Genomic DNA, 17,952 nt, shown 5'->3' with positions numbered 1-17,952 from the left:
AGTTGAAGCATAGTCGTCGCGCGCGCCTCAAGCGGGCGGCTATCGTGACGCGACGTGCGTATCGTGAGATTGCTTCGTCGCTGCACGCCTCGCGATGACGATGCGACCCGTGAGTTACGCTTATACCCGGCTGCGATTATGTGGACCTATCCGCGTATTGCGATCCTCGTCACCCGTCGTCACCGCAGCGAAAGCTGGGGTCTCCGGGGCGATTGGGGAGAACCGAGCAGCGCACCTGCAGCACATGCCGGCTTGCGCCGGCATGACGGCGGGGGATGGCTCGCCATTGATGCAGTTTGGTATTACTGCCATCCGGAATACGCCACCGGCTTTGCGCTTGCCTTGCGGCCCGTGTAGAAAAGTGCGGTGAAGCCCGAATTTTCTATGCAATCCGGTTTGGCCGCTGCGGCGCGGCGGCATGGCGACCTGCCCGGCATCGCTGCGTTGCTGTCGGCGATGTGCGTGCTGTGGGCGCTGTCGCATTATCGCGCCTCATGGATGCCCTTCTGGGCGCCGTGGGACTTTTCGCCCTTATGGTTCCTTGCCGCCGGTTTCACGCTCTGGTGGTTCCTGCGCGGCCTTGCCCGGGTGCCGATCGGCGCAGGGCGAACGATCCTGTTCCTCAGCGGCATGGCGCTGATCTGGGCAGTGCTTCAGACACATTTCGAATATGCGGCGCAGCATATGTTCTTCCTCAACCGAGTGCAGCATGTCGTGATGCACCATCTCGGCCCGTTCCTGATCGCGCTGGCATGGCCGTGGGAGACGATCATCGCCGGGATGCCGGAGCCCGCCCGGCGCGTCGCGCGGCACCGCTATGTCGGGCGGATCATAGGTTTCTTTCGCCAGCCGGAAATCGCGATCGCCTTTTTCCTTGGCCTGATCGCGCTATGGCTCTGGCCGCCGGTCCATTTCGTCGCGATGCTCGATCCGGGGCTCTACACGGTGATGAACTGGTCGATGGTGGTCGACGGGCTGCTCTTCTGGGCAGTGGTGCTTGATCCCCGCGGGCGGGAAGCGGCGGGAAACAGTTTCGGCATGCGCGCCGCAATGTGCGTCGGCATCATCTTTCCGCAAATCGCCGGCGGGGCGATCATCGCCTTTGCGGACCGCGATCTGTACGGTTTTTATGCGTGGTGCGGGCGGCTCTATCCGGGCATCGATGCGCTGTCGGACCAGCGGCTGGGCGGCGGAATCGTGTGGATACCGCCCGCGATGATGAGCGTCATCGGCCTGATCTGCGTCCTGAACGCGATGCGCCGCGAACAGGAGCGCCTCTCTCCCGCGCCCGAAGGCGGCGTGTCGAGCGGCGGCTGGACCGGGCGTTAATCCTTTTCGCGGACCAGTCGGGTCAAATCGTCGGCGACACCCGCAATATCGGGCTTGTCGGTCGATAGCGAATTTTCGAGCAGCCGGGCCTCGCCATGGCGGTCGAAAATGAACAGCGCGCTGCTATGCGTCACTTCATATTTCGCCGGATCGGGATCGGGGGAGACCGAATAGGCGACACGATAGCGCTTTGCGACGCGCGCCAGCTGATCTTCGCTGCCGGTCAGCCCGACAAATTGCGGGCCGAACGCCTTCACATATTTCTCCACCTCCGCCGGGGTGTCGCGCCGGGGATCGACGGTGACGAACAGGACGCGGACATTCTTTGCCGCATCGCCCATGCGCTGGAGCGCGCGGCCCATATTGGACAGCGTCATCGGGCAGATATCGGGGCAATAGGTATAGCCGAAATACAGCGCGGTGACGTCGCCGCGAAAATCTTCGCCATCGACATTCGCGCCCGTATCCGCCCGCTTCATGTCAAAGGCGAGCGAGGGGACGCTGCCGGTGATATTGGTGCCATGCCAGCCGCTGCCGCCGCTCGAGCAGCCGGTGAGCGCGATCGGGAGGAGAAGCACGAAGCCCAGGGATTTCATGCCGCTTCCTAGCCTTTGCATCGGCCGCATACCAGCCTTTACCACGTCCCGAGGCCGGTTGCGCCGCGCTGATATTCCGCGATCCGGCGCCGTGTGGCGGGCGACACGGTATCAGGCAGCGCGTCGGGTGCAAACCAGCGTGCCTCCGCAATTTCACGGCGATCGGCGGCATGGAGGCGGGCGGCGGCATCCGCATCGACCATCATCACGAACAGCACGACATGATCGTCCTTATATTCGCGGCGATTGTGAAAGACGCCCGCAATCGTGACGATCGGCGCGTCATCGATGCCGACCTCCTCGGCCACTTCGCGCTGCACGGCGCTTCCCATATCCTCATTGCGGTTCACGCCGCCGCCCGGCAGATACCAGAAGCGGGTATAATGGTGCCGGACGAGCGCGATGCGTCCATGCGGATCGACGAGCAGCGCGCGCACGCCGATCGTGCGCGGTCGGCGAAGCCAGAACCACGCACGAAACGCGCGCGCGACGATGCGATGGGCAAGCGCCATTCAGCGACAAGTCACTGGGCGTCGCGGTCCTGATTCTTCACTACGCCGCCGGTACCGCCGACGCCGTCGGGCAGGCCGGGATCAGTGAATGTCTCCGGCTCCTCGCCGCCTTCGCCGCGTTTCACTGCGTCGGATCGCGCCTCGACAATCTGTTCGATGTCGGTGCGATCGTCTTTCTGGTCTTCATCGGCGGGGAAGGGGTCGCGTTTCGGATCAGACATATCGGCTCCTTTAGAAATTAATCCATCGGCTGGGTAGGGGTTGGTGTCGTCGCCGGACCGGGATCGGGAATATCGATATCGGGGCCGGGCGGCGCGATTTCCGGCGGCGGCGCGCCCGGTTGACCGGGATCGGGATGGCCCGGCGTTTCGGGCGGGGCGCGGGTCGGTTCGGGCGATGGCCGAACCGGCGTTTCGGCCGGATGTTCGCCCGGAAGCGGAAACGGCTCCGGCACGGGTTGATCGGACATTGGGCATCTCCTTGCGTTCGACCGATAAAAACGCACGGAAGCGGCCATGAGTTTCGGGACACTTGCCCCAAAGCATATGACTGCTATAGACCCCGCCGACCGGCGGAGTCCGTAAGCGGGCGTGGCGGAACTGGTAGACGCGCTGGATTTAGGTTCCAGTATCGAAAGATGTGGGGGTTCGAGTCCCTTCGCCCGCACCAGTTTCCGCCCCTGTGAGTGCGACGCCTGCCAAAAAGATCCTGGAATTTTATTGAAAGCGTGGGAATGCAGACTGTCGAGACGTTGAACGAAGGCCTGAAGCGCGCCTACACCATGACGATCACCGCCAAGGATATCGACAAAAAGGTCGATGCAGAGGTGAAGCGCGTCGCTCCGCAGGTGCGGATGCCCGGTTTCCGGCCCGGCAAGGTGCCCGCGAACCTGATCCGCAAGATGCACGGCGAAGCGCTTGCGCAGGACGCGCTCAACGCCTCGATTCGTGAAGGCATCGATTCGCTGATCGCCGAGCACAAGCTGCGCCCCGCGATGCAGCCTTCGGTCGAGCTGAAGGATGGCTATGAGCCGGGCAACGACGCGGAAATCGCGGTCGAGCTGGAAGTGCTTCCCGACGTTCCCACGCCCTCGATCGACGGGCTGACGCTCGAACGTCTGACGGTCCCCGCCGATGAAAAGGTGATTGACGAGCAGCTCGAACAGCTTGCCAGCCAGCAGAAGCAGTTCGAGGATGCGCCCAAGACGCGCAAGGCGAAGGAAGGCGATCAGGTCGTCATGGATTTCGTCGGCAAGGTCGACGGCACGCCCTTTGACGGCGGCACCGGTGAAGACATGGCGGTCGAAATCGGTTCGGGCCGCCTGATCCCCGGCTTCGAAGATCAGATCGTCGGCGTGAAGGCTGGTGAGGAAAAGACGATCACCGTCACCTTCCCCGAAGATTATGGCGCCAAGGAACTGGCCGGTAAGGAAGCGACGTTTGACCTCACCATCAAGGCAGTGAAGGTTGCGGGCGAAACCAAGGTCGACGACGAATTCGCCAAGAATCTGGGCCTTGAGAGCCTGGAACAGCTTCGCGGGCTGATGAAGGGGCAGATTGAGCAGGAGCTCAACAACCTCACCCGCACGCACATGAAGCGCAAGCTGCTCGATCAGCTCGCTGCCGGTCATGACTTCCCGGTTCCGCCGACCATGGTCGAGCAGGAATTCCAGCAGATCTGGCACCAGCTCGAGCATGAAGCGAGCCATGAGGAAGATCCGGAAGCCGCGAAGCAGGAACTCGAAAACGATCGCGACGAATATCGTTCGATCGCCGAGCGCCGCGTGCGTCTGGGCCTTCTCCTGTCCGAAATCGGTCAGGCGAATGGCGTCGAAGTAACCCAGCAGGAAATGAGCCGCCTGATCATGCAGGCAGCGCAGCAGTACGGCCCCGAAGACCGTGAGCGGTTCATGCAGTATGTTCAGCAGGAGCCGATGGCTGCTGCTCAGCTTCGCGCGCCGCTCTATGAGGACAAGGTCGTCGACTTCCTGTTCGAAAAGGCCGACATCACCGATCGCGAAGTAACCCGCGAAGAGCTGGAAGCTGCGATCGAGGCCGAGGACGAAGCCGAAGGCGAAAAGGCGAAGCCCGCCGCGAAGAAAAAGGCTCCGGCCAAGAAGGCAGCTGCCAAGAAGGCCGACGAGGCTGAAGATGCGGCTGCTGACGAAAAGCCCGCCGAAGAAGAAAAGCCCGCAAAGAAGGCAACTGCCAAAAAGGCGGCGGAAAAGGCTGACGATGCCGAAGCGGCTGAGCCGGTGAAAAAGGCTCCGGCCAAAAAGGCAGCGACCAAAAAGGCGGATGACGGCGAAGCCAAGCCCGCTGCAAAGAAGGCGCCGGCCAAGAAGGCTGCTGCCAAGAAGGAAGACTGATCCCGGATTAAGGGAATCGAATCGGGGCGGGAGCCATGACCGACGACACGCCGCGCGTCGCGGTGCTCCTGCCCTGTTATAATGAGGAAGCGGCGATCGCGCAGACGGTCGCCGCCTTCCGCGCCGCGCTGCCGGGCGCGGCCATCTATGTCTATGACAATAATTCGCGCGATCATACGCGTGAGCGCGCTGCCGAAGCGGGAGCGATCGTCCGGTCCGAACGCAGTCAGGGCAAGGGCAATGTCGTGCGGCGCATGTTCGCCGATGTCGATGCCGATATCTATGTCATGGCCGATGGCGACGCGACCTATGATGCGGCGGCTGCTCCCGAAATGGTCGAACGCCTGATCGCCGGGCGGCTCGATATGGTGGTGGGATCGCGCGTGCATGAGGCAGCGGCCGCCTATCGCCGCGGCCATGTCACCGGCAACCGGATGATGACCGGGCTGCTCGCACGGCTGTTCGGACGCAGCTTCACCGACATTTTTTCGGGTTACCGCGTGTTTTCCCGCCGGTTCGTGAAGAGCTTTCCGGTACTGACCGGCGGGTTCGAGATCGAGACCGAGATCAGCGTTCATGCGCTGGAGCTGAAAATGCCGGTGGGTGAGGTGGAGACGCGCTATTTCGCCCGGCCCGAAGGTTCGGAGTCGAAGCTCAGCACCTATGGCGACGGCTTGCGGATCGTCCGGACGATTCTGACGCTCTACCGCGTAGAAAAGCCGATGCTGTTTTTCGGCGCGATTGCGGGGGCGCTGGCGCTGGCGGCGATCATCCTCGCGGTTCCGCTGCTGCTGACCTATGCGCAGACCGGGCTGGTGCCGCGCTTTCCCACCGCGATCCTTGCGACCGGCCTGATGCTGCTCGCCGCGCTCAACCTGTTCACCGGGCTGATCCTCGATACCGTGGTGCGCGGGCGGCGTGAGGTGCGCAGGCTTGCCTATCTCGCGCAGCCGCCGCCGGGCGTTTGAACGCATCCTTTTCGTGGCCCCTTGCGCCGCGCGGCCTGAGCGCCGATGTTGGCCGGGCCAATCAACCGAGCGGGATTTTATGCAGAACAATTTCGACCCCATGAATGCCCTCGTTCCGATCGTGATCGAACAGTCGAGCCGCGGCGAACGCAGCTTCGACATCTATTCGCGCCTGCTGCGCGAGCGGATCGTGTTCGTGACCGGCGGCGTCGAGGACCAGATGGCGTCTCTCATCACTGCCCAGCTTCTGTTCCTGGAATCGGAAAATCCGACCAAGGATATCTGGATGTACATCAACTCGCCGGGCGGCGTGGTCACGGCCGGCATGGCGATCCACGACACGATGCAATATATCCGCCCGCGCGTCGGCACGGTGTGCATCGGCCAGGCAGCATCGATGGGCAGCTTCCTGCTCGCGAGCGGGGAACCGGGCATGCGCGTGGCGCTGACCAACGCCCGAATCATGGTGCATCAGCCGTCGGGAGGCGCACAGGGCATGGCGTCGGATATTGAGATTCAGGCGAAGGAAATCCTGCGCATTCGCCGCCGGATGAACGATCTGTATTGCAAATATACCGGTCAGCCGCTCGAAAAGATCGAAAAGGCGATGGACCGCGATACCTTCCTCGAAGCCGATGAAGCCAAAGCATTCGGTCTCGTCGACGAAGTATATGAAAAGCGCCCCGCCCCGGGTAAGGACGAAGGTTCGACGACCCCGACCCCGTCTTCGGACAGCTGATCATGGCGCGCGCGGCTCGGAGGCGAACAAGCTTTCGCTTCGTGCCGCGCGCTATTGCAGTGTAACGGGTTGTTTGCCAATCATCGGATAGACATATTGGCTATCGACACGCAAAGGTGTCGGGTAAAGTAAGCGAGTCCGGCCGGTCGCCGGGGCGGTGTCCAAATCGTCCTTCGCGGCCACAATACCGGACTGAAAAGGTACGGATTTTATGACGAAATTGAGCGGTGGCGACTCGAAGAGCACTTTGTATTGCTCTTTCTGCGGCAAGAGCCAGCACGAGGTGCGCAAGCTGATCGCCGGCCCCACCGTCTTCATCTGCGACGAATGTGTCGAGCTGTGCAACGACATCATTCGCGAAGAAACCAAGTCGGCACTGGTGTCGAAAAAGGACGGCGGCGTTCCGACGCCGCAGGAAATCTGCGACGTTCTGGACGATTATGTCATCGGTCAGAAGCAGGCGAAGCGCGTCCTGTCGGTTGCGGTGCACAATCATTACAAGCGGCTCAACCATGGCGCGAAGGGTGCCGATGTCGAGCTCGCCAAATCGAACATTCTGCTCGTCGGCCCCACGGGCTGCGGCAAGACGCTGCTCGCCCAGACGCTGGCGCGCATCCTCGATGTGCCGTTCACCATGGCGGATGCCACGACGCTGACCGAAGCGGGCTATGTCGGCGAGGATGTCGAGAATATCATCCTGAAACTGCTTCAGGCGTCGGATTACAATGTTGAGCGTGCACAGCGCGGCATCGTCTATATCGATGAAATCGACAAGATCAGCCGTAAGGCGGAGAACCCGTCGATCACCCGCGACGTTTCGGGCGAGGGCGTGCAGCAGGCGCTGCTGAAGATGATGGAAGGCACTGTCGCCTCGGTCCCGCCGCAGGGTGGGCGCAAGCATCCGCAACAGGAGTTTTTGCAGGTCGATACGACGAACATCCTGTTCATCTGCGGCGGTGCGTTCGCCGGGCTGGACAAGATCATCGGCGACCGCTTGCAGCGCAAGTCGATCGGCTTCGGCGCCTATGTCGCTTCGCCCGACGAGCGTCGCACCGGCGAAGTGCTGCGTCAGGTCGAGCCGGAGGATCTGCTGAAATTCGGCCTGATCCCCGAATTTGTGGGTCGCCTGCCGGTGATCGCGACGCTGGAGGATCTGGATTCGGATGCGCTCATCAAGATCCTGACCGAACCGAAGAACGCGCTGGTCAAGCAATATGGCAAGCTGTTCGACATGGAAGGGGTCAATCTGGGCTTTAACGACGATGCGCTGGTGTCGATCGCGAAAAAGGCGATCGATCGAAAGACCGGTGCGCGCGGGCTTCGGTCGATCCTCGAGGGCATTTTGCTCGACACCATGTTCGACCTGCCGGGCATGGACGGCGTCGATGAAGTGATGATCGACAAGGATGTGGTCGAGGGCCGCAAGGAACCCGTCCGCGTCTATGCCGAAAAGAAGAAAGCCGGATCGGGCGGCGGGGACGCTGCCTGACCTGATGACGGCGGATTGACCGTCTGAGAGGGCCGAAGCACCGCAGGGATGCTTCGGCCCTTTTGTTTTGCGGTGATCCGGAGCGACGCGCGCGTGCGGTTCCGGATTGCGGCGCCCCTTCATGGTTCGGCATTGTCGCTGCGCTCCCCGCAAAAGCGGGTTCGGGTTCGGTTGTGGCAGACGGTAGCGGCCCCGGCCTGCCCCGGGGCGACGGCGTGGTGCGCGTTATACCGAGCTGCATGGATGGCGACCCATCCCCCGCCGTCATGCCAGCGCAAGCTGGCATCTGCTGCAGGTGCGCGGCTCGGTTTTCCCCAAGCCTCCCGCAGACCCCAGCTTTCGCTGGGGTGACGACTATTGGCGAGGATCGCAATACGCGAATAGGTGCACATCAACGCAGCCTGGTATTAGGGCAGACGTTTGTGGCCCCGGCCTTTGCCGGGGCGACGATTGTGGAAAAGCGCGGGGCATATAATCCGTTAACCCCATGCGTCGCCCCGGCGGAGGCCGGGGCCGACGGCGTGGGCCGCTACGGTCGATGATGCGAGGCTGCGGGCGATGTGGATCGCCTGACGATGTTATAATAGGTTCGGCAGGTCGGCATAAGCCGCCCCCCTTATTTCTGCGCCGCTTCCCATGCGTGCAGCCGCTCGATTGCCGGATCGGCCTTCAGGATGCGGGCATAGGGATCGATGATCACATGCGCGCCTTCGGGGATGGCGATGCTGCCCTTGCCGCCGGTCATGGGGAGGGTTTCGATCCGGTCGCCGATCTGCACCTCGACCGGAAGCGGAAAGGGGCCGTTGCCCGGCACATCCCAATGCAGCGACAGGCGATCGGCGCTGCGCTCCTGCTCCAGTCGCGGCAGCGCTGCCTGTTTCAGATAGACCTGGAAGAACCAGCCATAATCCTTCCCGGTCACGTCATTCACCGTGCGGATGAATTCGTCGGTCGATCCGAAGCGGGGGCGGAAATTGCCGGGGCGCGGATCCGGGGTGCCGTAGACGACGCGCTGCGTAACTTCGCGAAAGGCGGCGTCGCCGATCAGATTGCGCAGCGTGTGGAGCATCCACGCGCCTTTGTTGTAGATATCGAGGCCGGGGCCGCCATCGCCGGCTTCATAGACCTCTTCCTCGGTCAGCAGCTTATCGCGGACGATGGGAACGCGATTGGCGATGCCGGTGCGGATTTTCAGCATCATCGCGGCATAGCGTGCCTCTCCCTCGCGCCAGCGACCGTAAAAGGGCTGCATATAGGTGCCATAGCCTTCGTGCAGCCAGTAATCGTCCCAGTTCGCGGCGGTCAGCTGATTGCCGAACCATTCATGCGAAAATTCATGCTGGAACAGCCAGTCGAACCCTTCGGCGGCAGGCTTATAGTCATTGCCATAGGCGTTGATCGTCTGATGCTCCATGCCGAGATAGGGCGTTTCGACCACGCCGACTTTTTCGGAGCGGAAGGGATAGGGGCCGATCTCGCTTTCGAAGAAATCGAGCGTGGGGGCGAATTCGGCGAAGAGCTGCTTCGCGCCCTTTTCATGCTCCGGCAGATACCAGAGCTGCATTGGGATTTCGTTGCCGTATCGGCTCTTATAGGTTCCGCTCATTTGCTCATACGGACCCACGTTAAGCGCGATCGCATAGGTGTTGGGATTGGTGACCGACCAGTTCCAGCGGGTCCGACCGTCCGGCAGAGTATCGACGCCGCGCAATACGCCGTTCGACGGCGCCTTCAGCCCCTTCGGCACGGTGATGTGCAGATCGACCCGGCCCGGCTCTCCGGTGGGGAAGTCGAGGCACGGCCAGAACAGGTCACAGCCATAGCCCTCCGCCGTGGTGGCGACCCAGGGTTTGCCGTCGGGCGTCTTCGACCAGACCATGCCGTCGTCCCAGGGCGCGCGCACTGCGACATGCGGCGTGCCGCCATAGACGATCCGCGCCTTGATCGCGCCGCCCTTCGCGATCCGGCGCGGCAGGCGGATGGTCAGCTTCCCTTCCGGATTGGACCATGCGTCCGGCTTCAGCGTCCGGCCGTTGATCGAAACCGCGCTGACCGGCAGGTTGCGGTCGAGATCGATCAGCAGCCGGTCGAGCGCTGCGGTGGTGGTGAAATCGAGCGTCGCCACACCCTGCAGCGTCTCGGTCTGCGGAAACACCTCGAAGGCCAGATCAGCGGCGGTAAAGCGCAGCTTCGCCTGATCTTCAGGGATTGCGCCGCCCGACCGCATCGTCTGTTCGGTCAGTTCGGGCTTTCCCTTTTCGGCCAGCGCGGGCGCCGCAGGCGTCACGGCCAGCGTCACCAGACCGGCAGCGCACAAGCTACCAAATTTCATTGTATCGGCCCCCATTCTCAAATGAATTGCCGGTAGTTTCGGTCAGGAAACGGGCGCTGGCAAGCGCTTCGCCTGCGGAAAGTTGCGCTGACGTTGATGGAGGCTTTACGATCCCCCATATATGACGTCAGACCAAGCGCCGCGTACGGCGTCATCCGGAGTATGCATGAAACAGTCCTATCCCGTCCTTCCCCTTCGCGACATCGTCGTCTTTCCGCATATGATCGTGCCGCTGTTCGTCGGCCGTGAAAAATCGGTTGCCGCGCTGGAAGCCGCGATGGCGGACGATAAGGAAATCTTTCTCGTCGCGCAGCTCGACCCGGCGGAAGACGATCCCGATCGCGAGGATCTGTACGATACCGGCGTATCGGCAGAGGTGATGCAGCTGCTCAAGCTGCCCGACGGCACGGTGCGCGTGCTGGTCGCGGGCAAGGATCGCGCCAGCCTCGACAAGATCGAAGCGACCGGCGACTATCTGACTGCGCATGTTACCCCGATCGACGATCAGGAGGCCGACGGCACCGAGGTCGAGGCGCTGATGCGCTCGGTGATCGATCAGTTCGAAAATTACGCCAAGCTCAACCGCAAGCTGCCGTCCGAAACGGCGGGGCAGCTGGGGGAGCTCGACGATCCGTCGCGGCTTGCCGATGCAGTGGCGGCGAATATCGCAATCAAGGTTGCCGATAAGCAATCGCTGCTCGTCGAAACCGACCCCGCCAAGCGGCTCGAAATGGTCTTCGCGTTCATGGAGGGCGAGCTCGGCGTTCTGCAGGTCGAGAAGAAGATCAAGAGCCGCGTCAAACGTCAGATGGAAAAGACGCAGCGCGAATATTATCTGAACGAGCAGCTCAAAGCGATTCAGCGCGAACTCGGCAATGAGGGCGAAGAAGGCGAAGGCGACGAGATCGCCGAGCTGACCCAGAAGATCGGCGCGCTGAAACTGTCGAAGGAAGCGCGCGCCAAGGCGCAGTCGGAGCTGAAAAAGCTGAAAACCATGGCGCCGATGAGCGCCGAGGCGACGGTTGTCCGCAACTATCTCGACGTGCTGCTGGGCCTTCCCTGGGGCAAGAAATCCAAGCTGAAAAAGGATCTGACCGAGGCCGAAAAGGTGCTCGACGAAGATCATTATGCGCTGGAAAAGGTGAAGGACCGGATCGTCGAATATCTCGCGGTTCAGGCGCGCACCAACAAGCTGAAAGGCCCGATCCTGTGCCTGGTCGGCCCTCCGGGGGTCGGCAAGACCTCGCTCGGCAAATCGATCGCTCGCGCGACGGGACGCGAATTCGTTCGCCAGTCGCTGGGCGGCGTGCGCGACGAGGCCGAGATACGCGGCCATCGCCGGACCTATATCGGATCGCTGCCGGGCAAGATCGTCACCAATCTGAAAAAGGCGGGCACGGGCAATCCGCTGTTCCTGCTCGACGAGATCGACAAGCTGGGTCAGGATTTCCGCGGCGATCCCGCATCGGCGCTGCTCGAAGTGCTGGATCCGGAACAGAATAACAAGTTCAACGACCATTATCTGGAGATCGATATCGATCTTTCGGACGTGATGTTCGTGTGCACCGCGAACACGCTGAACCTGCCGCAGCCGCTGCTCGACCGGATGGAGATCATCCGGCTGGAGGGCTATACCGAGGATGAAAAGGTCGAAATCGCGCAGCGTCATCTGATCGAAAAGCAGGTCGAGATGCATGGCCTGAAAGAAGGCGAGTTCGAACTGACCGAGGCGGGGCTGCGCGACCTGATCCGCTTTTACACGCGCGAGGCGGGCGTCCGTACGCTGGAGCGCGAAATCGCGAAGCTGGCGCGCAAGGCGCTGCGCAGTATCCTCGAGAACAAGGCCGAGAGCGTAGTCATCACGCCCGACAATCTTCGCGACTTTTCGGGCGTACGCAAATATCGCTTCGGCATTTCTGAGGAAGAGCATCAGATCGGCGCGGTTACCGGGCTTGCCTGGACCGAAGTGGGCGGCGAACTGCTGACCATCGAAAGCGTCACCGTGCCGGGTAAGGGCAGCATCAAGACGACCGGCAAGCTGGGCGATGTGATGAAGGAATCGGTCGAGGCGGCGCTGAGCTTCGTCAAGGCGCGGGCCCCGCAATACGGCATCAAGCCCAGCATTTTCGCGCGCAAGGATGTCCATGTCCACCTGCCCGAAGGCGCGGTGCCCAAGGACGGGCCATCGGCGGGCATCGGTCTCGTCACCTCGATCATCTCGACCCTGTCAGGGGTTGCGGTGCGTAAGGATGTCGCGATGACCGGTGAGGTCACGCTGCGCGGGCGCGTTCTGCCGATCGGCGGACTGAAGGAAAAGCTTCTTGCCGCGCTGCGCGGCGGCATCAAGCTGGTGATGATCCCCGAAGAGAATGAAAAGGATCTCGCCGAAATTCCGGCCAATATCCGCGAGGCGCTGGAAATCATCCCGGTGAGCCATGTCGATGAGGTGCTGCGAATCGCTCTCACCGATTCGCTGGAGCCGATCGACTGGACCGATGCGGACGAGCTTGCTGCCCAGCCGCAGCAGCCGGTTGGGGGGGTAGGCGGCGCGCTACCCCATTAATCCACCGTATTTTCATGGTTTATCGCGGAAAATCGTTATTTTCCTTTTGACAGCGGGCATGTGAGCGGCCTTACTGCGCGTTCGGCCACGTGCCCGCTGTCACGCGGCTACGAATTTTTTCAAACCACTAAAGATAACAGGGGTTCGACGAATATGAACAAGCAGGAACTCATCGGACAGGTCGCTGACCAGTCGGGGCTGAGCAAGGGCGATGCGAGCAAGGCCGTGGAAGCGGTTTTCGATTCGATCACCGGCGCTCTGAAAAAGGGTGATGAGGTTCGTCTGGTTGGTTTCGGCACCTTTTCCGTGAGCAAGCGTAAGGCATCGACCGGCCGCAACCCGCGCACCGGCGAGCCGATGACCATTAAGGCGTCGACCCAGCCGAAGTTCAAGGCCGGCAAGGGCCTGAAGGATTCGGTGAACTAATCAGTCTTTGGACTGGACAAGGGTCGGGTGCTTCAATAGAGGCTCCCGACCTGTCCGGCTGACAAGCCGGGCGTCGGGCGCGTAGCTCAGTGGTAGAGCACTGTGTTCACACCGCAGGGGTCGCTGGTTCAATCCCAGCCGCGCCCACCATCAAAAACCCCGCCGTCCCATGGGATAGGCGGGGTTTTTGCGTTGATGGCGACTGGATCGTTTCCGGTACCGGATCGGGCTGTGCGGGAGCGATGTGGCGACGCTGAGCATCTCGCTGATACTGTATTCCAGCATATGTGACGTACTACGGATCGTCATTGCGAGCGGCGTAGCCGCGCGGCGATCCAGCGAGGCGCGGATGCTCTGGATCACCGCGCGGCTTCGGGGCTCGCAATGACGATCGCGCGGCAGGTCGGGATCAATGGCGCTCGTTAGATGATGCTGCGGCCAGGCCCTTGGTGATCGCACAGCTCAGCCTATGCCGTTCGCCGCGCCGCGCGGGCATTCGTCGCCTGCAATAAGGCATGCAGATCGTCGATATCCACGTCGAGCACTTCGTCCCATTCGGTGAGCACGGCTTCGATATCCTCGCGCATGTCCGCCTGCGCTTTGGCGGTATCGCTCGCCGGAGCGCGGTGCGGCCATTTGTGGCCGGTGGCATTGTTGAACACGAACCCAGCCAGCGAGAGCGCCAGAACATTGGCAGCGATGGGCCAGAGATAGGGCCAGCTCCACCCGTCCGCTCCCGCAGCGCCCAGCGCGCAGAGCAGAGCGCAGGCACCGCCGGGGGGATGCAGGCAACGCGCAAAGATCATCACGGCGATCGCAGTGCCGACGGCGAGGCTGGCTGCCAGCGCCGGTGAGCCCGCCCAGAGGCCGAATGCCAGCCCGATCGCTGCGGAGAACAGATTGCCGCCGATCACCGACCATGGCTGGGCCAGCGGGCTGGCCGGCACAGCGAAGATCAGCACGGCAGAGGCGCCCATCGGCGCGACCAGCCAGGGCAGAGTGGTCCGGTCCCCTCCCAGCAGCATCATGGTGATCGTTGCCGCGGCAGCGATGCCGATCGACGCGCCTGCGGCCGAACGCAGCCAGTCGAGACGATCGAACGCGTGTTGGGGCAGGAGAGCGGTGAAACGGGCACTGGTCAGGCGGAACAAACTAATCTCTTACGCTATTCTGATCGCCCGCGGCATGCCGCATAGCCCTGCGCTGTGCATCATCGAAATCGTGACTGCCGCTTAAGAAATCTTTTTCGGGCTGGTTTCAGGGCGATGCCGCGCGTCGCCACCATGTGCAAACTGGCGGCCCCTGCACCCGGTAGTTCCTCTCTGCCGATTACCGGAGAAAGGCCCGACCGGTGCTATGTCCGCTTCCGTGCCGTTCTGTCGGCATCTGGCTGATAATCGTCGGGCGGCGCAGCGAATACTGCGTTACGACCGGACTGTTTGGCCTGATACATCGCCTTATCCGCACGCTGAAGCGTAGCGGAAGGAGATTCGAGGACGACCCAGTCCGCCACGCCGATGCTGACGGTGACGGGAACACAGGCTCCGTCGACGTCGACCTGAGGGTCGGCAATCACGTCGCGAAGGCGCTCTGCATGCAGCACGGCGTCTTCCCTGCCGCATTCGGGCAGCAGGACGACAAATTCCTCCCCTCCCAGTCGGGCGACAATGTCGACGGGTCGAACCGCGCCGGCCAGTCTGGCAGCGACCTCCCGCAGCACCATGTCGCCGACATGATGGCCGTACCGGTCGTTGATGGCCTTGAACCGGTCGATATCGACCAGCGCGAGCGAAAACGGCGGTCTTGAGCGGGTGGCGCGCACATGCTCTTCGGACAGTCGATCCATCATGCTGCGGCGATTGAGCAGGCCGGTCAGCGCATCGGTGCGTGCCTGACGGTCCAGTTCCGCATTGGCTTCCACCAGCGCCTGGGTGCGCTCTTCCACAATACGTTCCAGCATGCGGGTACGGTGCCGCATGAACGCGGTGCGAATCTGGATGAGCCCGATGATCGCGAAAATCGCCGCGATGATGAACGCGAGACGCGCCGTCCATGTCTGATACCAGGCGGGCGCGACGTGCAGCGACAGGACATGCTCGACGGTCTGCCCCTCCAGCCCCGGCACCCGCGCGCGCAATCGTAAGGTGTAATCGCCGCCGGGCAGATTGGTATAGGCCGCTATGGCGGGGGTGTCCGACGGAACCGATACCCAGTTCGCGTCGAACCCGTCGAGGCGATAGCTGTAGCGGATATCCTGCGGCGCTGCGAAGTCCAGCAGCGCAAAACCGAGGCGCAGGCTGCGAACGTCCGATCCGATATTGACCGCTTCATCGCCTGCCAACGTGCCAAATGGCAGGACGTGACCATCGATTTCCAGCGTGGTGGGGACGAGCGCCGCCGCGTTCGTATGTTCATGTTGCATGGCCTTCGGTTGTACGACCGTAAGGCCGCCGGTTCCGCCAAAGAGCAATGTTCCGTCAGCCATCGGTTCGGCCGTGCGGCGATTGAACGTCGTTTGCGGCAGCCCGTCGACCGTGCTGGCCGAACGTGCGGTGCCACGCGCCGGGTCAATGACCGACAATCCTCCCGAACTTGCGACCCAGATTTTTCCCGAAGCGTCGGCAACCAGGGATGAAACATCGTTGCCGGCAAGGCCATCGCGTTCGGTCACCGCGCCGAAGCGTAAGGGTCCCTTTCCCAGCCGCGCATAGGCGACCCCGCCATAGGTCCCGACCCAAAGCCGGCCGTGCGCCTTTATGATTGAACTCGTATAGTCCTGCGGCAGGCTTTTCGGGTTGCCGGGCCGGTTGCGATAATTCTCGAACGTTCCGGACTGTGGATCGAAGCGACTGATCCCGCGTGAGGTGGACAGCCAGACGCTGTCACCGATGGCGGTAATGTTGATAACCTCGTTACCGGGCAGCCCGCCGGTTTCATCGCCCTTCTGAACATAACGGGTTAAACGTCCGGTCTGTAGATCGCGTATGAACAGACCTTCATAGGTGCCGATCATCAGCCGATGGCCGAACAGCAGAAGCGAAATTACCGCCGCGCCGTTCACCCCGGGCACATCAATTCCGTGCCAGCCAAGGGTTTTGCTGTCGATGGCAACCAGCCCCCGCGCCCCTGCGTACACCGTGCCATCCGGAGCGATTGCCAGCGATTTGACGTCCTGACCGGCATATTCGCCGGTCAGTGCGATATGGCGCACCAGACCGGCTTTCCCGTCGAGAATGTCGATGCGGCCATTGTCGAGCCCTGCCCATATCCGGCCCTGCCGATCCACGCCCAATCCGCGCACATCGTTCGAAGCCAGCGATTTACGCCGTTCGGACATGCCGGACGTAATCGTGAATGCGGGCTTTTGCTTCGCGTAAAGATATGCCGGGCCGACGTCGGTCGCGGCCCAGACTCCGCCGTCGCGATCCACGAAGATGTCGCGGACGGTGTCGCCCGGCAGGGAATTTTCCCGCTCGGCATCGTGACGCAAGGCGATCGGGGGGCGATCGCCGTCGATCATGATCATACCGATCCCGTCCGTGGCGATGAAGATGCGGCCTTTTCGGTCCTGCGCGATGGCGCGGATCGTTCGGTGGTGGACAAGAGGCGAATCGGCCGACAGGCCGTCCGCAATCCTGGCCTCCTTCCCTGTCAGACAAATGATCCCATGGCTCCCGGTTCCGACCCAAAGCCGTCCCGCACGATCCCGCATCAGCGCCCAGATGGCATCGCTGTTGAGGATCGAGGCTCCAGCGCCATGTGCCCTGAACTGCCGGACATTCGATTCGCCCGGTCGCCGGACGAGCAGCCCGCTGCCCGAACCGATCCACACGGTACCGTCGCGGTCCTGATGCACGGCGAATGCGCGGACGGTCTTGCCGTTGCCCCGCCATATTCCTTCGATTTTGTCCGAACCGGGAAGCAAATGACCCACGCCGCGATCAGATGCGATCCACGCACCGCCCCGATGGTCGGCGGCCAGCCCGAAGATGCGCTCCCCGATTTCCGCTTCCTGCAACTGCAACCGGGCAAACCGGTTCGTCGTCGGGTCGAACCGCAGCAAGCCGCCGACATTGGTCCCGACCAGCACGCGGCCGCCGGGAAGCGCCAGCAGGTTGCGGACATAATTGTCGGTGAGGCCGGAAGGATCACCCGGCTTTTGCAGGAATGTCAGCACGCGCTGACCATCATAGCGGGCAAGGCCGCGCCGGGTGCCGATCCAGATAAAACCGCTCGTGTCCTGAATGATGGCGGTCGTGGTGGGATGGGGGAGCGCCGATCGGTCTTTCAGCGTGGAAAAGGAGGGCGATCGCCACGCCTGCCATATATCCGCCGCGCTGGCCCGTGTCGCAGGCGCGGCGCAGAAAAACACCGCCAGAACCGCAGAATTGACAAACCGGCGCATCGAACTCCCCAGATCAGAACTGCCAGTTCATGGTGAATATCCGGTTAAGTCCGGCAGGTCCGGCCGGTTGGTATCGCGAAACTCCACGGGGCGAAAGCGGCCATCGGCGCGCCCCGTGCCGCGTCAGCTATACGGGCTGACATCGAACGGTGGCGCGGGGAGGGGGCCGTCAGACGATGCAAATCGCCTCAGCCACGACCGAACTGAACAATATCGATTTCCGCC

14 protein-coding genes and 2 tRNA genes are annotated in these 17,952 nt (G+C 62.4%); 9 read left to right on the top strand and 7 right to left on the bottom strand.

Features of this window, described 5'->3' with window-relative positions; translation table 11 throughout:
- Window positions 1–366: 366 nt before the first annotated feature.
- Window positions 367–1,329 carry a cytochrome c oxidase assembly protein gene (locus tag EV664_RS06430; RefSeq protein ID WP_133494866.1) on the top strand — a complete coding sequence of 321 codons (963 nt, stop codon included), beginning with the start codon at window positions 367–369 and terminating at the stop codon, window positions 1,327–1,329.
- On the opposite strand, the gene EV664_RS06425 is transcribed toward EV664_RS06430, so the two are convergent.
- Genes EV664_RS06425 through EV664_RS06410 form a run of 4 tightly spaced genes read right to left on the bottom strand, consistent with a single transcriptional unit; the run spans window position 1,326 to window position 2,906 of the window.
- Window positions 1,326–1,925, bottom strand: coding sequence for an SCO family protein (locus EV664_RS06425; protein ID WP_162848782.1), 600 nt, complete (start codon window positions 1,923–1,925; stop codon window positions 1,326–1,328). The genes EV664_RS06430 and EV664_RS06425 overlap by 4 nt on opposite strands.
- A gap of 38 nt (window positions 1,926–1,963) precedes the next feature.
- Entirely contained in the window at window positions 1,964–2,437 is a 474-nt protein-coding gene (locus tag EV664_RS06420; RefSeq protein ID WP_133494864.1) for an NUDIX domain-containing protein, read from the bottom strand.
- A gap of 11 nt (window positions 2,438–2,448) precedes the next feature.
- Window positions 2,449–2,658 carry a hypothetical protein gene (locus tag EV664_RS06415; RefSeq protein WP_133494863.1) on the bottom strand — a complete coding sequence of 70 codons (210 nt, stop codon included), beginning with the start codon at window positions 2,656–2,658 and terminating at the stop codon, window positions 2,449–2,451.
- A gap of 17 nt (window positions 2,659–2,675) precedes the next feature.
- The gene (locus EV664_RS06410; RefSeq protein WP_133494862.1) at window positions 2,676–2,906 is read right to left on the bottom strand and encodes a hypothetical protein; all 231 of its coding nucleotides are present in this window, start codon (window positions 2,904–2,906) and stop codon (window positions 2,676–2,678) included.
- 115 nt (window positions 2,907–3,021) lie between these two features.
- Between EV664_RS06410 and EV664_RS06405 the strand changes: the two genes are divergently transcribed.
- The 5 genes from EV664_RS06405 (at window position 3,022) to clpX (ending at window position 8,001) form a co-directional block, all read left to right on the top strand.
- Window positions 3,022–3,106, top strand: a tRNA-Leu gene (locus EV664_RS06405).
- 64 nt (window positions 3,107–3,170) lie between these two features.
- Window positions 3,171–4,805, top strand: a complete 1,635-nt coding sequence (gene tig, locus EV664_RS06400) for a trigger factor (protein WP_133494861.1) — start codon at window positions 3,171–3,173, stop codon at window positions 4,803–4,805.
- 35 nt (window positions 4,806–4,840) lie between these two features.
- Entirely contained in the window at window positions 4,841–5,773 is a 933-nt protein-coding gene (locus EV664_RS06395) for a glycosyltransferase family 2 protein (RefSeq protein WP_133494860.1), read from the top strand.
- Between the two features lie 79 nt (window positions 5,774–5,852).
- Window positions 5,853–6,512, top strand: a complete 660-nt coding sequence (locus EV664_RS06390; protein ID WP_133494859.1) for an ATP-dependent Clp protease proteolytic subunit — start codon at window positions 5,853–5,855, stop codon at window positions 6,510–6,512.
- 211 nt (window positions 6,513–6,723) lie between these two features.
- On the top strand, window positions 6,724–8,001 hold the full coding sequence (clpX, locus tag EV664_RS06385; RefSeq protein WP_133494858.1) for an ATP-dependent Clp protease ATP-binding subunit ClpX: 1,278 nt from the start codon (window positions 6,724–6,726) through the stop codon (window positions 7,999–8,001).
- Window positions 8,002–8,617: 616 nt separating this feature from the next.
- On the opposite strand, the gene EV664_RS06380 is transcribed toward clpX, so the two are convergent.
- Window positions 8,618–10,333: a M1 family metallopeptidase gene (locus tag EV664_RS06380; RefSeq protein WP_133494857.1), complete on the bottom strand. Its 1,716-nt coding sequence runs from the start codon at window positions 10,331–10,333 to the stop codon at window positions 8,618–8,620.
- A 166-nt stretch (window positions 10,334–10,499) separates the two neighbouring features.
- On the opposite strand from EV664_RS06380, the gene lon reads away from it, so the two are divergent.
- The 3 genes from lon (at window position 10,500) to EV664_RS06365 (ending at window position 13,472) form a co-directional block, all read left to right on the top strand.
- Entirely contained in the window at window positions 10,500–12,896 is a 2,397-nt protein-coding gene (lon, locus tag EV664_RS06375; protein ID WP_133494856.1) for an endopeptidase La, read from the top strand.
- 153 nt (window positions 12,897–13,049) lie between these two features.
- A complete protein-coding gene (locus EV664_RS06370) occupies window positions 13,050–13,322 on the top strand; it encodes an HU family DNA-binding protein (RefSeq protein WP_133495063.1) in 273 nt (90 codons plus the stop codon).
- 75 nt (window positions 13,323–13,397) lie between these two features.
- A tRNA-Val gene (locus tag EV664_RS06365) sits at window positions 13,398–13,472 on the top strand.
- 317 nt (window positions 13,473–13,789) lie between these two features.
- Here EV664_RS06365 and EV664_RS06360 read toward each other — a convergent pair.
- Together EV664_RS06360 and EV664_RS06355 are read right to left on the bottom strand one after the other, a co-directional pair.
- A complete protein-coding gene (locus EV664_RS06360; protein WP_229668151.1) occupies window positions 13,790–14,473 on the bottom strand; it encodes an HPP family protein in 684 nt (227 codons plus the stop codon).
- A 203-nt stretch (window positions 14,474–14,676) separates the two neighbouring features.
- Complete coding sequence (locus EV664_RS06355; RefSeq protein ID WP_133494855.1) at window positions 14,677–17,727, bottom strand: ligand-binding sensor domain-containing diguanylate cyclase; 3,051 nt, start codon at window positions 17,725–17,727, stop codon at window positions 14,677–14,679.
- Window positions 17,728–17,952 lie beyond the last annotated feature (225 nt).

This window comes from Stakelama pacifica (assembly GCF_004361835.1).
GTDB lineage: Bacteria > Pseudomonadota > Alphaproteobacteria > Sphingomonadales > Sphingomonadaceae > Sphingomonas > Sphingomonas pacifica.
The sequence above is the reverse complement of the archived record's forward strand: the minus strand, read 5'-3'. Positions and strand labels throughout refer to the sequence as shown.

Coding starts and splice junctions, on each gene's coding strand:
- EV664_RS06410 (WP_133494862.1), bottom strand. CDS start 2,906: ATGTCCGATCAACCCGTGCCGGAGCCGTTTCCGCTTCCGGGCGAACAT.
- EV664_RS06425 (WP_162848782.1), bottom strand. CDS start 1,925: ATGAAATCCCTGGGCTTCGTGCTTCTCCTCCCGATCGCGCTCACCGGC.
- EV664_RS06380 (WP_133494857.1), bottom strand. CDS start 10,333: ATGAAATTTGGTAGCTTGTGCGCTGCCGGTCTGGTGACGCTGGCCGTG.
- EV664_RS06420 (WP_133494864.1), bottom strand. CDS start 2,437: ATGGCGCTTGCCCATCGCATCGTCGCGCGCGCGTTTCGTGCGTGGTTC.
- EV664_RS06415 (WP_133494863.1), bottom strand. CDS start 2,658: ATGTCTGATCCGAAACGCGACCCCTTCCCCGCCGATGAAGACCAGAAA.
- lon (WP_133494856.1), top strand. CDS start 10,500: ATGAAACAGTCCTATCCCGTCCTTCCCCTTCGCGACATCGTCGTCTTT.
- EV664_RS06395 (WP_133494860.1), top strand. CDS start 4,841: ATGACCGACGACACGCCGCGCGTCGCGGTGCTCCTGCCCTGTTATAAT.
- EV664_RS06355 (WP_133494855.1), bottom strand. CDS start 17,727: ATGCGCCGGTTTGTCAATTCTGCGGTTCTGGCGGTGTTTTTCTGCGCC.
- clpX (WP_133494858.1), top strand. CDS start 6,724: ATGACGAAATTGAGCGGTGGCGACTCGAAGAGCACTTTGTATTGCTCT.
- tig (WP_133494861.1), top strand. CDS start 3,171: ATGCAGACTGTCGAGACGTTGAACGAAGGCCTGAAGCGCGCCTACACC.
- EV664_RS06370 (WP_133495063.1), top strand. CDS start 13,050: ATGAACAAGCAGGAACTCATCGGACAGGTCGCTGACCAGTCGGGGCTG.
- EV664_RS06390 (WP_133494859.1), top strand. CDS start 5,853: ATGCAGAACAATTTCGACCCCATGAATGCCCTCGTTCCGATCGTGATC.